The organism is Limosilactobacillus panis, from assembly GCF_019797825.1.
GTDB classification, from domain to species: Bacteria; Bacillota; Bacilli; order Lactobacillales; family Lactobacillaceae; genus Limosilactobacillus; species Limosilactobacillus panis_A.
Window position 1 is genome coordinate 1,555,865 of the sequence record NZ_CP081855.1, and the last position, 18,207, is coordinate 1,574,071.

Below are 18,207 nucleotides of genomic sequence, written 5' to 3' on the forward strand. Positions count from 1 at the left end.
TTTCAGTTAAAAGAATAATTTTTGTCATATACGTCGAGTATACAACTCTCCTGCGAATTTTCGATATTCTAACCGAATTAGCATAAATTCAATATTATTTTTGTTAACTCAATCCTTAGTACCAAACTGACCGATTCGTACATACCACAAACGCTACCATATCAAGGCTCACCTCTACTTCCACTACCCTAATCGACACGACCTGCCAAACTGGACATTCACCTACTCGACTATCGAAATAGGACATAGAACACTCGACCCGCCAGCTTCAAATAGAAAAAGTGTACTTTTTCCAATAGCTCAGAAGGGAAAAAGTACACTTTCAATCATCTATAAATGCCATTATAACGCGGTTTGTCGGCTATTTTTCTGTGCGTTCAAGGACAGTAACACTCTCAACATGCGTCGTCTGTGGGAACTGGTCGACGGGCTGGATTGGCTTGACAACGTGGTAGCCCCGCTCACCGAAACGTTGAATATCCCGCACCAGGGTGGCCGGATTGCAGGAAACGTAAATCACTTTCCGTGGTGCCATCTTGCCAGTCGCCTCAATTAAAGATTCCGCAAGGCCCTTGCGTGGTGGGTCCACAATCACTACGTCCGGCTCCAGTCCCGCTGCTTGCCACTTGGTAAATTGTTCTTCCGCCTTACCGACCACGAATTCCGCATTCCGAATTCCGTTCCGCTTGGCGTTGTGCTTGGCATCTTCAATCGCGGCGGGCACAATTTCCACCCCATAAACCTGCTTAGCATGCTTGGCCACGGCTAAGGAAATCGTCCCAATCCCGCAGTAGGCGTCAATCACCGTCTGACTACCATCCAGACCGGCATTATCAATGGCAGTCTGGTAGAGGCGCTCCGTCTGTTGCGGGTTGACCTGGTAAAACGACAGCGGCGAAATAGCAAAGTCAATCCCCAGTAACTGGTCATGGATCTCGTCGGCACCCCACAAGGTCTGATCACGGTCACCTAGCAGGCGGTTCGTCTTCTTGTCATTAATATTCTGGACAATGCTCTTCACTTCCGGCACGCCGGCCACGATACCGGCCACAATCTCCTTAGCCATCGGGAGCCGCTTCGTGTTGGTGACCAAAACGACCATCACCTCATGGCTGTAGTAACCACGACGCACCATCACCGTTCGAATGACGCCCTTGCCCGTCCGCTCGTCATACGGAGTCACATGGTACTTCCGTAAGAGGTCACGGACCACAACGATTGCTTTATCAATCTGCGGGTCTTGAATATAGAAGTCCTCAATCGGTACCAGGGTATGGCTCCCCCGCTTGTAAAAGCCAGTCTGCAGCTGGCCGCGCACCATCTTGACCGGGACTTGGGCCTTATTCCGGTAGTGGTAAGGTCGGTCCATCCCCATCGTTGGCAGGACTTCGATATCTCCCAGGTGGGCCTTTTCCAGAAGTTCTTTAATCTGGTGCTGCTTAAACTTCAGCTGAGCCGCATACTTCAGGTGCCCCAGAGGTGCAATCCCCGTCTGAATATACTTCTTATCTTTGACGTCGACCCGGTCCGGGCTCTTACTCTGCCATTCCATCACCCGGCCCCAGGCAAAGTGGCGGGCTACCTTGGTCACCCGCACGGTAATCTTTTCCCCCGGTAAGGCGTTGGGCAAGAAGATTGGGAAGTCGTCAACCTTAACGACCCCATTGCCCTCGTAGGTCAGGTCGGTCACTTCTGCCTGGTAATCGTTGTTCTTATGTACTGGTATTTGAACCTTCATTTTTCTTCCTCCATTAATGGTCTTACGCCCTATTATACACGGCACCCCCCGCTAGTAACCAGCCCCTCTTTAAGTCCGCATACCGGCTTAGTCACGTGTGCCGCACCGTTGACATTAATAAGGATTGGTTCCACCTTGACAAATAAGTGCATCTGCATCTATAATTTCACCCGTAAATACATGCAGATGCATTTTATTATGAGGAGGAATAATTATTCTTAACATTACTAACCGTCAACGAACTTTAACCGCGATGCTTCTTTTGCTAGCATCATTTATCGGTCTAATGAGTCAGACGATGATTGTCACCGCCATACCGGTGGTTCAAGCTGAGATGAAGCAGCCACTCAACCTGGTGCAGTGGCTCACTACCGGCTACACCCTCGTACTCGGAATTACCACCCCGCTGTCGGCTAACCTTTACGAAAAGTATAATAACCGGCAGCTATTCTCGGGGATCATTAGCCTCTTTATTCTGGGTACCATCCTTGGTTGCCTGGCACCAAACTTTATCTGCCTTTTGATTGCCCGCCTCATCCAAGCCGCGGCTGGTGGGGTACTAATCTCCTTTCAGATGACTGTTCTGGTTTCAATCTATCCACCACAGAAACGGGGAACCATTATGGGACTATCATCCCTCGTTATTGCGTTTGGTCCAGCGATTGGTCCCACACTGGCAGGTTTTACGATGCATCTTTGGGGATGGCGCTCAATTTTCTGGGTCGTTCTTCCCTTTATGATCTTCACCCTACTAGCCGGCTGGGCCGTGATGCCTGCCTTTACCGTCGCCCACCATCTCATGCTGGATCAACGCTCGATTATTGAGCTCATCTTGGGTCCTGGACTTTTCATGGCTGGCTTTTCTCTGGTCAGTACGACGCCACTCCTTGCTTGCCCAATGCTATTAATTGGGGTTATAGTATCAATAGCTTTTTATCAGCACCAGCAGAAATTAACCAAGCTGCTCCTGGACTTCCGGGTTTTTCACTACTGGTCCTTTAGCTTAATGTTAATCGCCGGTGCCTTCCTGTTCATGACCCTCCTTAGTGCTGAACAGATGGTTTCGGTCTTTGCGCAAAACAGTCTCCACGTTTCTAGTATGGTAGCGGGATTAATCCTTTTCCCCGGTGCTTTTTTAGACGCGATCACGGGGATGATTGTCGGCCGATTATACGACCGCATTGGCGTTAACCGTCTGGCTATTCCGGGACTAATCTTATGTGTCGTTACGACGCCACCTACTCTGGTGATTACCGCTCATATTTCCTTACTAACCCTTACTCTCCTTTACACAGGACGGATGATTGGTATCGGCATGGCGTTTGTACCTACAATGTCAGAGTCGTACCGGGGCATGCGTAAATCCGATATTGGGCAGGCAACCGCAATGAGCAACGCCCTTCGTCAAATTGCCGGTGCCCTAGCAGTTACGTTGGTCGTAGTCATTAGTGATGTTCCAAATAACTCGGTTATGGGAATGCGTTGGGCAATGGGATTGACGTTGCTTTTCGCCATCTTATCACTGGCTGGCTGCTTAATATATGCATGTAAGAAAGGAGCACATTAAGAACGATGCAAGAAGATTTTGTCGGGCAAGTAGCAATCCTAAACGCCCTAATTCGCCGGCGTTTAGACCACTTATTGCAGCCACTAGCGTTATCAGAAATCAACTATTATTACTTAATGATTATTGAAAAAACACCGGGGGTTAGTCAATCCGGGCTCGCAACCAGGATTGTCCGGGACCAATCAAGTATTACACGGCAAGTCGACCGTTTAGCTAAACAAGGCTGGATCGAAAAGCGGCGTTCAGCAAACGATGGTCGACAGAGCGCACTATATTTAACCGCCAAGGGTACAGCAATCCTTCCACAGTTACACGCCATTACCGAACAAGTTAACCGCGAAGCACTGGCTACATTACCGATTGCGCAACAGAAAAAATTTCAACAACTACTCTATGATACTCGGCAAAACTTTATTAACCGTAAATGATTTAATCTTTTTATTTAGAATACACAAAGAGCCGTTAGCTTTCAGAAAATTCCGAATACTAACGGCTCTTTTTTGCTTACGGGTAAACTAAATTTTACCCTACTTGCTTTTCTTATTAATCTTGTCGACCCCTTCGACGAAGTCCTTTTCGACTCGCCGGAAATCTGCCGACTCAGTAATGGCATCGTCCGGAATGGCGTCCAGGTTAGCTACCACTTCGATATGTTGCTTGAGGTCGTGGAACTTCATCGGCGCATCACCACCGTATTCGCCGTCCAGGTTGATCATCAGCCGGTCATCCTTGTTCAACGGCGTCACCTCAACATCGGTTGCCTTGGCATAGACAATCCGCGGATCATTGAGGTGCTTTCCTTGCAAGGCCTTCGCCATTAACCCCAGCATGTCCGCCAGGCTACTTTTCTTGACGATAATCATCGTGAACTTACCATCATCCAAAGAGGCGTCCGGCACAATTTGCTCAAAGCCCCCAACCGAATTCGTCAGGGCCAAGAAAATCGTTGAGGCCATCCCCCGGTACTCATTACCATCGTACTTGATGGAAACATCGACTGGCTTAACCTGCGGTAATAGCTCCGCCCCCTTGGCCAGGTACGCGGCATAGCCAAATAAGGACTTCATCTGGGACGGCACGTCATAGGTCAATTCGGTCAATGTGCCCCCGGCAGCAATGTTCATGAAGTAGTTGTCGCCCGCCTTACCGATATCAATCTTGAACTTCTTGTTCTTCCGTAAGATCAGCTTGGCGGCAGCGATCGGATCATCACGCGGAATCCGCAGTGCCCGGGCGTAGTCATTGGTCGTCCCGGCCGGAATAATCGCCATTGTGGGCCGCTTCTCTAAGCCGGCAATCCCATTAACGACCTCGTTCAACGTTCCGTCACCACCGGCGGCCACAATCAGGTCAAAACCCTCCTTGGCTGCCCGGGTCGCCTCGTTCTTTGCCGAATTCGGTGCTGGTGTTGTCGCAAACGCACTCGTTTCGTAACCAGCCTTTTCATAGATATCCAAAATGTCTACTAGGTCGTTGCGGAGGGCTTCACGACCAGCAGTTGGGTTATAAATAATCCGTGCCCGTTTACGCATAGTAATCCTCCTACTTAGCCTTTAGGGACTTCATCAGTAACTGGGTAACAACTTGTGGATTGGCCTTTCCCCGGGTCTGCTTCATAATCTGACCCATCAGGTAACCAACTGCCCGGTCCTTCCCGTTCTTGAAGTCTTCGATGGATTGGGCATTGTTAGCCAAAACATCGTCAACGATTGGCTGTAATTGTGCTGGGTCAGACAGTTGAACCAGACCATGTTCCTTGGCGTATGCCTGTGGTTCTTCACCGGCCAGAATCCCCTTGAAGACCTTCTTAGCCATCTTGGAAGAAATCGTCCCGTCATCAATCAACTTAACCATCCCGGCCAGGTTGGCAGGAGTCAACTTGGTGTCCGGCAGGTCAATGTGCTTGTCGTTCAAGTAGGAGTTAACGTCGTTCATTAGGTAGTTAGCAACCCGCTTTGGATCGCCGCCATCCTTAACGGCCGCCTCAAAGAAGTCTGACATTTCCTTCGTCTGGGTCAGGACCATAGCGTCGTAGTCGGAAAGTCCCAGGTCGTCAACGTAGTGCTTACGCCGTTCACCCGGCATTTCTGGCATTTCGCCTTCGATTTCCTTGATCCAGTCGTCACTGACGTTCAAGTCCGGAATATCTGGTTCTGGGAAGTAACGGTAGTCATCGGCCCCTTCCTTGGTCCGCATAGAAACCGTGGTCCCGGTTGGTTCATCGTACCGCCGGGTTTCCTGGGCAATGTGCCCACCAGACATCAATACTTGCTGGTGACGCTTTTCTTCAAAGGCCAGAGCCTTGCGGACGTAGTTGAAGGAGTTGATGTTCTTCATTTCCGTCTTGGTCCCGAACTTGTCGGAGCCGACTGGGCGGATGGAGATGTTGGTATCAACCCGCATCGACCCTTCTTCCATCTTCACGTCAGAAATCCCCGTGAACTGGATCCGTTGCCGCAGTGCTTCCAGGTAGGCCACGGCTTCATCTGGTGAAGCGATATCCGGCTTAGAAACAATTTCAATCAGGGGCGTCCCCTGCCGGTTCAGGTCCACGTAGGAGTACTTGCTGGTGTGGGTGTTCTTACCGGCATCTTCTTCGATGTGCATTTCGGCGATTCCAATTTTCTTCTTTTTGCCGTCGACTTCGATTTCAATCCAACCGTCGTGGGCAATTGGCGTATCAGACTGGGTGATCTGGTAGGCCTTCGGGTTGTCCGGATAGAAGTAGTTCTTCCGGTCAAAGTGCATGTGGTGGGCAATCTGAGCGTGAAGTGCAAGCCCGGCCATGATTCCGTCACGAACAACGCCCTTGTTCAGGGTTGGCAATACCCCCGGGTACCCCCAGTCAATGACGTTGGTGTTGGCGTTCGGTTGGTCACCAAAGTCAACCGGTGAAGGACTGTAAATCTTTGAATTCGTCTTCAATTCGACGTGGACTTCTAGTCCGATGGTAGTTTGAAAGTTCATCTTAGTTTTGCCCTCCTAACTTTGGTGCCTTTTTGTGAAAATCAGTGGTTTGTTCAAAGACGTAACCAGCGTTGTAGATGGTCTGTTCGTCAAATGGCTTCCCAATGATCTGCAGACCAACTGGCATCCCGTTCTTTTCAGAAAAGCCGGCCGGAACAGACATTGCTGGCAGGCCAGCCATGTTAACCGGCACGGTCAGGACATCGTTCATGTACATCGTCTTTGGATCATCAATTTCGGCCCCAATCTTAAAGGCGGTCGTGGCCCCGGTAGCCCCGATGATCAGGTCATAGTTCTCAAAGACCTTATCGAAGTCTTGGGCGATCAGGCGACGAACCTTAGCGGCCTTATTGAAGTAGGCATCGTAGAACCCAGCGGACAGGGAGAAGGTCCCCAGCATGATCCGCCGCTTGACTTCTTCACCGAAACCTTCCGTCCGGGACTTAACATAAACTTCATCCAGGTTCTTGGCATCCTTAGCCCGGAAACCGTAACGAATCCCATCGTACCGTTGCAGGTTCGATGAAGCTTCAGATGATGCCAAAATGTAGTAAGCTGGAACACCGTACTTAGTGCGGGGCAGACTAACCTTGTCAACCGTAGCGCCCAGTGACTCCAGGTGGTCTAAGGCTGCCTTGACAACCTTCTTAACGTCGTCGTTTAAGTCATCGTAGTATTCCTTTGGAACGGCGATCTTCAGGCCCTTAACACTCGTGTCGTCATTCAGGTGGGCAGCCCAGTCTGGTACTTCCTTCAGAGAAGACGTCATATCGTGCTTATCATTACCAGCAATCAGCGCCATCAAGTAGGCATTGTCCTTAACGGTCCGGGTCAGCCAGCCAACCTGGTCAAAACTGGAACCAAAGGCAATGATCCCCCACCGGGAAACCCGGCCGTATGTTGGCTTCATGCCGACGACTCCGTTGAAAGAGGCAGGCATCCGAATGGAACCACCAGTATCAGTACCGAGGGCCCCGAGGACGTCGCCCGCTGCAACTGCCGCTGCAGAACCACCTGAAGAACCACCAGGAACCCGGGTCAGGTCCCATGGGTTGTGGGTGGTAAAGAAGGCTGAGTTTTCCGTGGACGAACCCATGGCAAATTCATCCAGGTTGGTCTTCCCGACGTTAATGAAGCCAGCCTGGTTTAACTTATCAACAACTGTGGCATCATAAACGGGATTGAAGTTTTCCAGGATCTTGGAAGCGGCCGTAGTCGTCAACCCCTTGGTCAGAATGTTGTCCTTAACAGCCAGTGGTACCCCACTAACGAGTTGGTCAGCCGCAATCCCGGCATCATCAATTTCTTGGGCACGCTTAGTTGCGGCATCTTCGTTCAGGGTCAAGAAGGCCTTGACCTGGTCATCATTGGCCTTGATGTGGTCGAAGGTTGCCTTCGTCAGTTCACTGGCACTAATCTTCTTATTGACCAGGTCATTGTGCAGCTGACTTAAGTCGGTTTGATAGAAGTCCATTATTCGCCATCCTCACTTTCGTCAATGATTACAGGAACTCTGATGTAGCCGCCATCTTCGTCCGGAGCGTTCTTCAGCAGTGCTTCGGTCTCTTCCTTCGTGGCCTTGACAGCTTTATCTTCACGCATCACGTTAACCCGGTCGGTTGCTGAAGTCATTGGTTCAACACCATCGGTATCAACAGCAGTGAGGTCTTCAAACATGTCAATAATGCTTCCTAATTGTGTGGTAAACTTACCCAGCTCGTCCTTGGGGAATTCAAGCTTAGCAAGTTCAGCAACGTGTTCTACTTGTTGCTCAGTGATTTTACTGGCCATCATTTCTACCTCTTTTCCAAAATTTAGGTATACATACAATTAACAATTTTAGCACAGAACTCGTCGTATTTTCAGCAATTTGCGGTCGGAGTTTGCGCAAATAAAAAGAGGCGGCTGAAAACCGACCTCTTTTAGTTTAAAAGTATTAGTAAGAATCCAAAATGTGGGTGTGGAAAGTGTTAGATCCGGAATCCCGGTAAACAATCGCCTGCATCTCAGAGTCAGCCTGGATCCGGATATCAATCGGGATTCCGCTCGGCAGGTAACGCTTGGCGGCCCGGGCAATGTACTGGGTAAAACTGGTGATTTCCGTCTGACTGTAGAACTGGGTTGTCACCGTGATGTGCATTCCCGCCAGCTGACCATTATTATACTGGGCCTGGGCGGTGACCCCACTCAGGTTCGGGAAGAAGCTCTGAATCTGACTCTTGAAGTTCGAGAAGTTGTCATTATCCTGTGAATCGGCGCTGGTCCGGGAGTTCGTTGCTGATGCCTTCGGAAGAACAACTGTCTTGTAGTGGAGGTTCGTCCAGCTACTGATCTTGTTACCGTTGTTCTTGCTGTAGGCAAAGTAACTTCCACCAACCAGGCTATCGTCGGGCGCCTGCTTATAGAGGGCAATTACAATCGGCACGTCACCGACGCCCTTAGTGTGCCGCAGGCGGGTCAAAATCTTCTGGGCAGCAATTTCACCTTGTTGGCGCATTTCATCCTTGCTAATGTCCTTAGTGAAGGACGGACCATCCGTCTTCTTCTGGTAATTGTATTCGGAGTTGATTCCAACCCCGATAACGATTCCCTTCAGCTTCATCGACCGACCACTATCCGTCATGTAGTCCTGCTCCTCAATCTGCTGGATATATTCCGGATTCGGGTCGCTCTTCTTACCCCGGACTGGGTTAAGACCGTTCGGGTTCTTCTTCGACTTCCGGCCGAGCCAGCTCTGCAGGGTATTGGTGTTCAAGTATTGGCCTTCCTGGAAGATATAGGACTTCGGTGAAAAGACCCGCTTGGAAACCTGGGTCAAACCACTTTCAAAGCTCTTTTGGTTGTACGGATTATCGTTTTGGGCAACGTTAATTCCCCGGGCCTTACTGGTCTTGTAGCGACCATTTTGAATAACCCCTTGATAATTTCCGTTGCCAGAGCCAGTCGTACTATAGTTTTTAGACGAACTGTGCCCAAAGCCACATGAAGCAAGGACGACCGTGCTCATCAAAAGGGCCGCAGCTGTTGCAATTTTCTTAACTTTTAACTTCACGATTATTGTTCCTCCTTCATTGCTTGGGCAAAGCGGGCCTCATTCCAAACCGTGATTCCCAGGTCCTGGGCTTTCGTCAGTTTGCTTCCCGCTGCCGTCCCGGCAATGACAATATCAGTTTTCTTTGAAACGCTGCTAGTAACCTTTGCCCCATGTGCTTCTAGCCAATCCTTCGCCTGACTCCGGGTCATTTCTTCCAGCTTCCCGGTCAAAACTACCCGGCGGTCGTTCCATTCGCTTGTTGGGTTGACTGGTGTGGTGGCCCCCAGGTAAGCGAAATTAATGCCGGCATCCCGGAGTTCATCAACCAGCTTGACTACTTGGGGGTTAGCAAAGTAGGCTTCCACACTCTCACCAATGGTGGGGCCGATGCCATCAACCGCGGAAACCTCATCAGCGCTTGCTGCCATCAACTGGTCGAGGGAGCCAAAATGCTCCATGATCAGCCGGGCCGCCTTAGCACCAACATGGCGAATACCGAGACCAAATAATAAGCGTTCGACAGAATTATTACGACTATTGTCAATCGATGTCAATAGGTTAGTGGCGGATTTGTCACCAAATTTATCTAAAGTTAATAATTGGTCCCGCGTCAGGCTGTACAGGTCAGCCACGTCATGAATTAACTTCTTGTTCCAGAGCTGCTGGATAATTTTCGGTCCTAAGCCATCGATGTCCATCGCGTTCCGAGAGGCGAAGTGGGCCAACCCCTCCTTAATTTGGGCCGGACACATCGGGTTGATGCACCGCAAGGCAACCTCATCGTCTAAGTGGACCAACTTGGCGCCGCAGACTGGGCAGGTTGTCGGAATCTCGTATGGTTTACTATCAGCCGGCCGCTTTTTCAGGTCGACCCGGGAGATTTCAGGAATAATGTCGCCTGCCTTGTGGAGGTAAACGGTGTCGCCGACCCGAATCCCCTTCTCCTGGAGGTAGTCGGGATTATGGAGAGAAGCACGACTCACCGTGGTCCCCGCCAGTTGAACCGGATCCATCACCGCAGTCGGTGTAACATTACCGGTCCGCCCAACCGTCCATTCAATATCTCTGACCACCGTCGCCTGCTCCTCAGGTGGGAACTTGTAGGCAATTTCCCAGCGGGGAACCTTAACGGTATTCCCGAGGGCAATCTCAGTGTCAAGGTCATTGACCTTTTCCACGATTCCGTCAATCCCGTAGGAAAGCTGGTCCCGTTTGGCCGTGTATTCCTCAATGTAGGCGGTGATCTCCTGGCGGTTATGAACGACCCGGTTATTCGGGTTGACGTTAAAGCCGAGTTCCCGCATCCGGTCGAGGGCTGCCGCCTGGGTCTTAACGCCCAGCTTCTGATACTCAGGAACATAGTACATAAAGGTATCCAAATCCCGCTTAGCCGTCACGTGCGGGTCAAGCTGGCGAAGGCTCCCCGCCGCCGCATTCCGCGGGTTAGCAAAGATTGGTTGACCAGCCGCCTCCCGTTCTTGGTTGAGCTTAACAAAAGACTTCTTCGGCATGTAGCACTCACCACGGAATTCAAGGGAAAGGGGTTCGGGTAGTTCGTGGGGAACCGACTTAATCGTCATCACGTTGGCGGTGACATCTTCACCAATGACCCCGTTCCCCCGAGTTGAACCCTGAACTAACTTGCCGTTTTCATAAACTAAGGATAAGGAAAGACCATCAATCTTTAATTCAAGGTTATACTCAGGCGCCACTTCAACGTCTTTATTATCCTGTTGCCGCTGGTTGAAGTCCATCAACTCATCAATGGAGAAGACGTCACCCATTGACAGCATCGGGATATCATGGGTCACCTTCGTTAACTGACTTTGGGGGCCACCCCCAACCCGTTGCGTTGGCGAATCGCTCGTCTTCAGCTCCGGAAAACGCTGTTCCAGGGCTACCAAACGTTGGTAGGCCCTGTCATAGACGTAGTCCTCAACGGTTGGGTTGTCCTGTTCGTAGTACTCCTTGCCCCACTGGGTTAACTGCTTTCTCAGGGGAACAATTTCTTGTTTGGCCGCCGCCAGGGTTAGCTGGTCGACTGGTATTTGCTTATCCATTATTCTGGCCTCACTTTTAATTTACTTTTTGAATTGGTGCAAAACTTGCCAGGAGCCGCTTGACCCCCTTAGCAGGGAAGGCGATGTCCAGTTCCATATCGTTCCCGCTGCCGTTGACTTTGACGACCGTTCCTTGGCCCCATTTCTTGTGGGTAACTTTATCGCCAACTTTCCAGCTTACTTTGTCCGCACCGGTACCGGTATTCGTAATTGGCTTGACCCGTTTACCGGCATCCCGGTAATGGTGCTTTTGCGTTGACCGCTGGCGATAAGTTCCCATCGTGGCGGCCTTCTTACTGAATGGAACGTCGTCATTCATTTGACCCCCCTCTTCGTCGAGAAGCTTCGGGTCAATTTCTTCCACAAAGCGGGACGGCTTGTTCCGCTGGATCCGTCCGTACAGGAGACGGGAAACGGCGTTCGTCAAATAGAGTTTCTTCTTGGCCCGGGTAATTCCCACATAGGCCAACCGCCGTTCTTCTTCCAGCTCATCGTCTTCCATCAGGGCCCGGGAAAGGGGAAAAACTCCCTCTTCCATGCCAACCAGAAAGACGACCGGAAATTCAAGCCCCTTTGCGGCGTGGAGGGTCATTAACGTCACCGCTGGCTCCTGCTCATCAACATCGTCCTGATCAGAAATTAGGGCCAGGTCGGCTAGGAAGTTAACCAGTTTCTGCCGGTTCGGCGTGTCATCGTCTTCGTGTTGCTTATCGTATTCCTGGGTCACCGACTTAAATTCATCCAGGTTCTCCTGGCGAGTCTGGTTCTCCAGGTTATTTTCCTTTTGCAACATCTTATTATAACCCGACCGCTCCAATATTTGGTCGGTCAGGTCAGTAATGCTCAAGTACTCAACCTGCTTGTCCAAATCAGCAATTAACTGGCCAAAATCCGCCAGCTTTGTCCGCGCCCGGGAGGAAATATTATTGGCAATATCAACGTTCTGACTCGCCTCCAGCAGAGACCAGCCGTTGTCGTTGGCAAACTCCCGGAGGTGTTCAACCGTTGTCAGGCCGATGCCCCGCTTAGGTGTGTTAACGATACGGCTAAAACTCATGGAATCCTGGTGGTTGACTAACAGAGTTAGGTAGGCCAGGACGTCGCGGATTTCCTTCCGGTCATAGAACTTGTGGCCCCCCACCATCGTGTAGGGGACGCTGGACTTCATAAAGGTCTCTTCAATCATTCGCGACTGGGCGTTGGTCCGGTAGAGGATGGCAAAGTCGTTGTAGTGGTAACCGTGCTTGTCGTGCTCTTCCTTAATTTTAGCGACAATGTACTGGGCTTCGTCATGTTCGTTTTGGGCTTGGTAGTAGGTGATCTTGTCCCCCTGGCCGTTTTTGGTCCAGAGGTTCTTGTCCTTGCGCCCACTGTTGTTCTTAATCACTTCGTTGGCGGCATCCAGAATGGTCTGGGTCGACCGGTAGTTCTGTTCCAGCATGACGGTGTGGGCGTTGGGATAATCATGTTCGAAGTTCAGGATGTTTTCGATATTGGCACCCCGCCAGCCGTAAATACTCTGGTCCGCATCCCCAACCACACAGATGTTTTGGTATTTGTCGGCCAGCATGTGAACCAGCTTGTACTGGGCATCGTTGGTATCCTGGTATTCGTCGACGTGAATGTAGTGAAAGCGGTCCTGGTAAAATTCCAAGGTCTCCGGATCCTTTTGGAAAAGCTCAATCGTCTTCATAATCAGGTCATCAAAGTCAAGGGCCTGGTTGGCTTCAAGCTGCTCTTGGTAAAGCTTGTAAGCCCGGGCAACCACGGAGGTGTACATGCTATGTGGGTTACGGTTATCGCTAGCCTTGGCTGCGTAGTCGTCAGGTGTCAGCAGGGCATTTTTCGCATTTGAAATCGTACTGAGGATGCTCCGCGGGTCAAACTTCTTGGGGTCAATGTTTAACTCAGCACAGACCTGCTTCATCAGCGTCCGCTGTTCACCCGTGTCTGCGATGGTAAAGGCCCGGTTATAACCAATCTTCTCGATATCCCGTCGTAAGATGCGCACACATAGGGAGTGGAAAGTAGACACCCAAATATCCTGGGCACTCTCGCCTAGAAGCTTGCCGACCCGTTCCTGCATTTCTCGCGCGGCCTTATTGGTAAAGGTGATCGCCAAGATGTTCCATGGAAAAACATTCTTTTCTTCAATCAAGTAGGCCACCCGGTGGGTCAATACCCGTGTCTTCCCGGAACCAGCTCCAGCCATAACCAGCAGCGGTCCTTCCGTTGTTAAGACCGCTTCGGTTTGCTTATCGTTCATTCCATCTAGTAGTGCTTGACTATTATTCACGCCGTCCCATCCTCTCTAAAAAATCAGTCGGCTAATATTATACCAAATAATGCATTTACTTTTGACTAAAACGAACATCTGTTACGAATTTTTCCAAAAAGCAAAAGGCTGGTAAAAAGTTTTAATTTGCCTGCCGGCTCCTGTTGTATTTCCAAACATTACCCAGTAATCGCAAAAAACGCACCCTATTGACTACCGAAACTGGCTTCAATACTAGTCAAAAGCGTGCGTTAATTTTTCAGTTTTACTTTCTAGTTAAAGTTGATCGTTGTCATCTTCTGTCTTCTGCTCATCCTGTGCAGCGAGGGGTTCTGTCCAAACTTCGGTGTCATCCACCTGTTCCTCCAGTTCGGTCAGGCTGCTACCCGTAATCCAGACGAAGCCCAGCAGACTATCATCATCCGGATTACTGAGGTTAAAGAGACGGAACTGCCAGTTGTCTTTCAGCATCCACTGACGCTGGATTGCCTCCTCCTGTGAGTACCGGGCTACCATCAAGAGAGTCGGTTGTAGGGAACGGATAACGTGGAGGGGCATCCCCGCCGTTGCCCGAACCTGCTCCTCATACTGGGTCACGTTGGCGGCACTGTCGTAAACGTTGGCAATCGAAGTCATGCCCAATTCAATATTCTTCACGTACAGCGAGCCGGTGGCCGTAACGTAAAAGTTAAGGGAGAAGACACCCCGGTATTCCAACGATGCCGCAACACTTTTCACGATTCGCTGCATCTCTGTCAACAGGTCATCATCCACTACGGCCAGCGTTTCAACAGCAATCAGCTTCCGATCCTGGGCAAACTTAAGCTTTGCCAGCGGGTAGATTTTGACGTCTTTCCCATCGGTTGCCGCCGTCATCGTGTATTCAGCAGTGTGGTCAATCCAAGATTCCAAAAGGTAGGTTCCCGTGTTGATGAAGTCACCGGCTCGGGCAATGTCCGACTGGCGGTTGATCATCATGGACTGCTCACCAATTCCCCGCTGAATTGGCTTCAATAAGGCCGGATAGCCGATGGAGTCAATTGACTGGTAAACATCATCCAGGCTAACGACCGTTACGTAGGGGGCAATGTTAATGTTAATCTGGTCCAAAAAGGCCCGTTCCATCAGACGGTCTTGGACAATTTCCAGGCCATTGATTCCCTGAGGGATTACCGCAAACTGGCTTAAAAAGTGCAGGACCCGGGAGTCAACACTCGGCGTCTGGTAGATAATGGCGTCACAGTCCTGGCCAAACTCAGTTAGTTTGGCCTTATCATTGTAGGGCCCCACTATGGTAAAATCAGCCATCTTTGTTAATGCTGGCTGGGCGTGATCCAAGTAGACACCCACGTTAAAGCCAGCCTTCTTTGCTGCGGCAATCAGGGCCCCCACATTCCGGTTAACAGCAATTAAGCCAATCGTGCTTCCTGGATAAATAGCGTTTGTACTCATTGTCGTCCCCCTAATCCTTATCAAACTCAATCTGATTGTTGGCCAGCGACTTAATCCGGGCCAAGGATTCAACCCGGAAGCCCCGGTCCCGTAGTTCCTTGCCACCAGGCTGGAAGCTCTTTTCAATCACGATTCCAGCACCAGCAACCTTAACGCCGGCCTGGTCAGCAATTTCTAACATTCCTTCAACTGCCTGACCATTAGCCAGAAAATCATCAACCATTAAAATCTTGTCATCCGGTGAGACGTACTTCTTAGAAATCGAAATTCGGTTAGTCGTTTTCTTAGTGTACGAGTAAACATCAGCAACGTACATGTCTTTGTTCAGAGTTAAACTTTTGTGCTTCCGTGCGAAAATAACGGGAACCTTCATTGCCAACCCGGTCATTACTGCTGGGGCAATTCCAGATGATTCCACGGTCCAAATCTTCGTAATTCCTTCACCCGCAAAGCGCTTGGCAAACTCTTGACCGATGTGCAGCATCAGTTCAGGGTCAACCTGGTGATTCAAGAAGGCATCCACCTTCAAGATATTGCCCGGCAGGACCGTCCCAAACTTTTCGACCTTTTCGTTTAATTCCTGCATGGTGATTACTCCTTTGATTCTCTACTTGTCATAATTATATAACTTATAAGTCTGAATTACCGAAATGAGCTTCTTGGCGTAGTCTGGATCGGTTGCGTAGCCCGATTTCTGCAAGGCCTCAGCCGCCTCCTTATAGTTCTTCGCATTGACCACGTCTTGGTAGTTCTGCTTGTTCATGTCGGTCCCGTTTAACATCAGCTTTGTATGATCCTTAATGGAATCACTCCAACTGTCATAAACCCGGAAACGACCCTTGGTGACAATCCAACGTCCGTTAATGTACTCCTTTGTCGTCATCACCTTAGAATTGCTGGGGTCTGTCCCCTTAATTCCAAAAAGGTTATGGTACTGGGATGCCAGCTGGCTTGTCCCCCACTGGGACTCCAGAATTGCCTGGGCAATGGTTACCGAAGCACAGACATGGTAAGTATTCTGCATTGCCTGGGCCTCAGGAGCAACCTGCTTGATGAACAGACGCTTTGCCTCGCGGTCTTGATGCTCCATCTGGCGTTCAATCCGCTGTTGGTTCCAAATCCGGTAATAGTGATGTGCAGCGTAGACCCCCAGGAATAGAGCGATAATGACGAGTAGCCAAATTAACGTCTTCGTCCCTGATTTGCGCTTTTTTCCCTTTCGCCTTGCCAAAAGAAATTGTCCTCCTCTACCAATTTTAAAATATCTACTTCAGATTATATCATTATTTTAATAACCAGCCCGTATGATTTTAAAACAAAAAGAGATCGAGTAAACCTCGATCTCTGATATTGAAGCGATAATCGAATATTAACGCTTACTAAATTGAGCAGCCTTACGAGCCTTCTTCAGACCTGGCTTACGACGTTCCTTCATCCGAGGGTCACGAGTCAAAAGACCGGCCTTCTTCAAAGCGTCACGGAAGTCAGGATCAACGGTGAGCAGGGCACGGGCAATACCGTGACGAACTGCACCGGCTTGACCGGAGAATCCACCACCGTTGATGTTAGCAATAACGTCGTATTGACCGTTAGTCTTAGTAACATCAAATGGTTGGTTAACGATAGCACGTAAGTTGGCAAATGGAATGTAGTCTTCGATTGCCTTACCGTTCATAGTAATCTTACCAGAACCTGGTACTAAGCGAACACGTGCGGTAGCGTCCTTACGACGACCAGTACCTCTGTATTGTACAGTTTGAGCCAATTCCATTCCCTCCTTAGATTAAGTTTGTAATGTCCAATGCTTCAGGCTTTTGTGCTGCATGACTGTGGTCTTCGCCAGCGTAGACATGAAGCTTTAAGCCCATCTTGTGACCCAGGGAGTTGTGGGGAAGCATACCCTTGATAGCAGTTTCCAATAACTTCTCTGGTTCCTTAGCACGGAAGTCACCGGCAGTCCGGGCCTTCAAACCACCAGGGTAGTTTGAGTGACGGTAGTACATCTTCTTAGATGCCTTCTTACCAGTTAACTTAACTTGTGCAGCGTTGATAACGATGACGTTGTCACCAGTGTCAACGTGGGGAGTAAATGTTGGCTTGTTCTTACCACGCAAAATAGATGCGACGACGGTAGCCAGACGACCCATTGGGACATCCTTAGCATCGACAACGTACCACTTGCGATCAACTTCACCAGGTTTAGCGATGTATGTCGTTCTCACGATTAGTTCCTCCAATTTTGTTTTCTTTTACATATAATAGTGTACCGAGTTATTAGATGGAAAAGAAATACCAAGTGTTAGTATACCTTTTTCTTATTTGTTCGTCAATCATTCTCGCCATTAGATCCATAATCAACCCTGACCAGGTATAAGCCGCTGGCGGGAGCTGTCATCCGGGCCTGGGTACGGTCCTTGGCCGCCAACACCCGCTTGACGTCACTGACCGGGCGCTGGCCGCTCCCCACTTCCAGTAGGAAGGCCACCATTATCCGGATCTGGTTATACAAGAACCCGTTCCCCGTAAACTCAAAAACGACCTCATTTTGGGTGGGGTCCCGGTTAATGGTGATTTTCTCTACCGTTCTGACATTGCTCTTGGCCTGGCTTCCCGAGGCAACAAAGCTGGTAAAGTCATGTTCGCCGATGAAGTCCCGGGCCGCATTCCGCATTCTTGCAATATCAAGGGGGTATTTAAAGTGTGCTGTATAGTTACGCTTAAAAGGGTTAACGAATTCCCCCTGGTCAACCCGGTAACGGTAGGTCTTGCGGTGGGCACTAAAGCGGGCGTGAAAACTGGTGTCGACCAGTTCAGCCTTTTTCACCAGGATATCTAAGGGAAGGATACTATTGAGGGCTTTGCGCATTGAATCATTACTCAGGTGATAAGGAATGTCAAAGTGGGCTACCTGGTTTAGGGCGTGGACACCGGCATCGGTCCGCCCAGACCCAATGACCGAAATCGGCGGATTAGGGTGTTTAGCAATCTTGTTGACCGCGTTTTTTAGGACCTGCTCAACAGTTCGCTTGTGCGGCTGAATCTGAAAGCCAGAGAAGTTTGCTCCATCATAGGCAAACGTGATCTTGTAACGGTACATTTCTGCCGCTCCTTTCA

General features: G+C 49.9%; 16 protein-coding genes. 2 read left to right on the forward strand and 14 right to left on the reverse strand.

The window, feature by feature from the left end; genetic code table 11:
• Window positions 1-361: 361 nt before the first annotated feature.
• Window positions 362-1,738: a 23S rRNA (uracil(1939)-C(5))-methyltransferase RlmD gene (gene rlmD / locus KZE55_RS07510; RefSeq protein ID WP_222257997.1), complete on the reverse strand. Its 1,377-nt coding sequence runs from the start codon at window positions 1,736-1,738 to the stop codon at window positions 362-364.
• Between the two features lie 262 nt (window positions 1,739-2,000).
• Here rlmD and KZE55_RS07515 point away from each other — a divergent pair, with 262 nt between their 5' ends.
• Entirely contained in the window at window positions 2,001-3,305 is a 1,305-nt protein-coding gene (locus tag KZE55_RS07515; protein WP_222257998.1) for an MFS transporter, read from the forward strand.
• Between the two features lie 5 nt (window positions 3,306-3,310).
• Window positions 3,311-3,733, forward strand: coding sequence for a MarR family winged helix-turn-helix transcriptional regulator (locus tag KZE55_RS07520; RefSeq protein ID WP_047767866.1), 423 nt, complete (start codon window positions 3,311-3,313; stop codon window positions 3,731-3,733).
• Between the two features lie 99 nt (window positions 3,734-3,832).
• Here KZE55_RS07520 and KZE55_RS07525 read toward each other — a convergent pair whose 3' ends face one another.
• From KZE55_RS07525 to truA, 13 genes are all read right to left on the reverse strand, one after another.
• Window positions 3,833-4,837 (reverse strand): diacylglycerol kinase, encoded by a 1,005-nt coding sequence (locus KZE55_RS07525; protein ID WP_222257999.1) that lies wholly within the window; start codon window positions 4,835-4,837, stop codon window positions 3,833-3,835.
• Between the two features lie 10 nt (window positions 4,838-4,847).
• Window positions 4,848-6,272 carry an Asp-tRNA(Asn)/Glu-tRNA(Gln) amidotransferase subunit GatB gene (gene gatB, locus KZE55_RS07530; protein WP_047767408.1) on the reverse strand — a complete coding sequence of 475 codons (1,425 nt, stop codon included), beginning with the start codon at window positions 6,270-6,272 and terminating at the stop codon, window positions 4,848-4,850.
• 1 nt (window position 6,273) lies between these two features.
• On the reverse strand, window positions 6,274-7,746 hold the full coding sequence (gatA, locus tag KZE55_RS07535; protein ID WP_222258000.1) for an Asp-tRNA(Asn)/Glu-tRNA(Gln) amidotransferase subunit GatA: 1,473 nt from the start codon (window positions 7,744-7,746) through the stop codon (window positions 6,274-6,276).
• Window positions 7,746-8,063 (reverse strand): Asp-tRNA(Asn)/Glu-tRNA(Gln) amidotransferase subunit GatC, encoded by a 318-nt coding sequence (gatC, locus tag KZE55_RS07540; RefSeq protein ID WP_222259977.1) that lies wholly within the window; start codon window positions 8,061-8,063, stop codon window positions 7,746-7,748. Before gatC ends, gatA begins: the two co-directional genes overlap by 1 nt.
• 145 nt (window positions 8,064-8,208) lie before the next feature.
• Window positions 8,209-9,324 (reverse strand): CamS family sex pheromone protein, encoded by a 1,116-nt coding sequence (locus KZE55_RS07545; RefSeq protein WP_222258001.1) that lies wholly within the window; start codon window positions 9,322-9,324, stop codon window positions 8,209-8,211.
• A 2-nt stretch (window positions 9,325-9,326) separates the two neighbouring features.
• A complete protein-coding gene (gene ligA / locus KZE55_RS07550) occupies window positions 9,327-11,366 on the reverse strand; it encodes an NAD-dependent DNA ligase LigA (protein ID WP_222258002.1) in 2,040 nt (679 codons plus the stop codon).
• Between the two features lie 16 nt (window positions 11,367-11,382).
• On the reverse strand, window positions 11,383-13,662 hold the full coding sequence (gene pcrA, locus KZE55_RS07555) for a DNA helicase PcrA (RefSeq protein ID WP_222258003.1): 2,280 nt from the start codon (window positions 13,660-13,662) through the stop codon (window positions 11,383-11,385).
• A gap of 255 nt (window positions 13,663-13,917) precedes the next feature.
• On the reverse strand, window positions 13,918-15,093 hold the full coding sequence (locus KZE55_RS07560; protein WP_222258004.1) for an ATP-grasp domain-containing protein: 1,176 nt from the start codon (window positions 15,091-15,093) through the stop codon (window positions 13,918-13,920).
• Window positions 15,094-15,103: 10 nt separating this feature from the next.
• A complete protein-coding gene (locus tag KZE55_RS07565; RefSeq protein ID WP_222258005.1) occupies window positions 15,104-15,679 on the reverse strand; it encodes a xanthine phosphoribosyltransferase in 576 nt (191 codons plus the stop codon).
• 21 nt (window positions 15,680-15,700) lie between these two features.
• The gene (locus KZE55_RS07570) at window positions 15,701-16,324 is read right to left on the reverse strand and encodes a glycoside hydrolase family 73 protein (protein ID WP_222258006.1); all 624 of its coding nucleotides are present in this window, start codon (window positions 16,322-16,324) and stop codon (window positions 15,701-15,703) included.
• A 138-nt stretch (window positions 16,325-16,462) separates the two neighbouring features.
• On the reverse strand, window positions 16,463-16,858 hold the full coding sequence (rpsI, locus tag KZE55_RS07575) for a 30S ribosomal protein S9 (protein ID WP_047767415.1): 396 nt from the start codon (window positions 16,856-16,858) through the stop codon (window positions 16,463-16,465).
• 13 nt (window positions 16,859-16,871) lie between these two features.
• The gene (rplM, locus tag KZE55_RS07580; protein ID WP_222258007.1) at window positions 16,872-17,315 is read right to left on the reverse strand and encodes a 50S ribosomal protein L13; all 444 of its coding nucleotides are present in this window, start codon (window positions 17,313-17,315) and stop codon (window positions 16,872-16,874) included.
• Between the two features lie 104 nt (window positions 17,316-17,419).
• The gene (gene truA / locus KZE55_RS07585) at window positions 17,420-18,190 is read right to left on the reverse strand and encodes a tRNA pseudouridine(38-40) synthase TruA (RefSeq protein ID WP_222259979.1); all 771 of its coding nucleotides are present in this window, start codon (window positions 18,188-18,190) and stop codon (window positions 17,420-17,422) included.
• Between the last annotated feature and the right edge of the window lie 17 nt (window positions 18,191-18,207).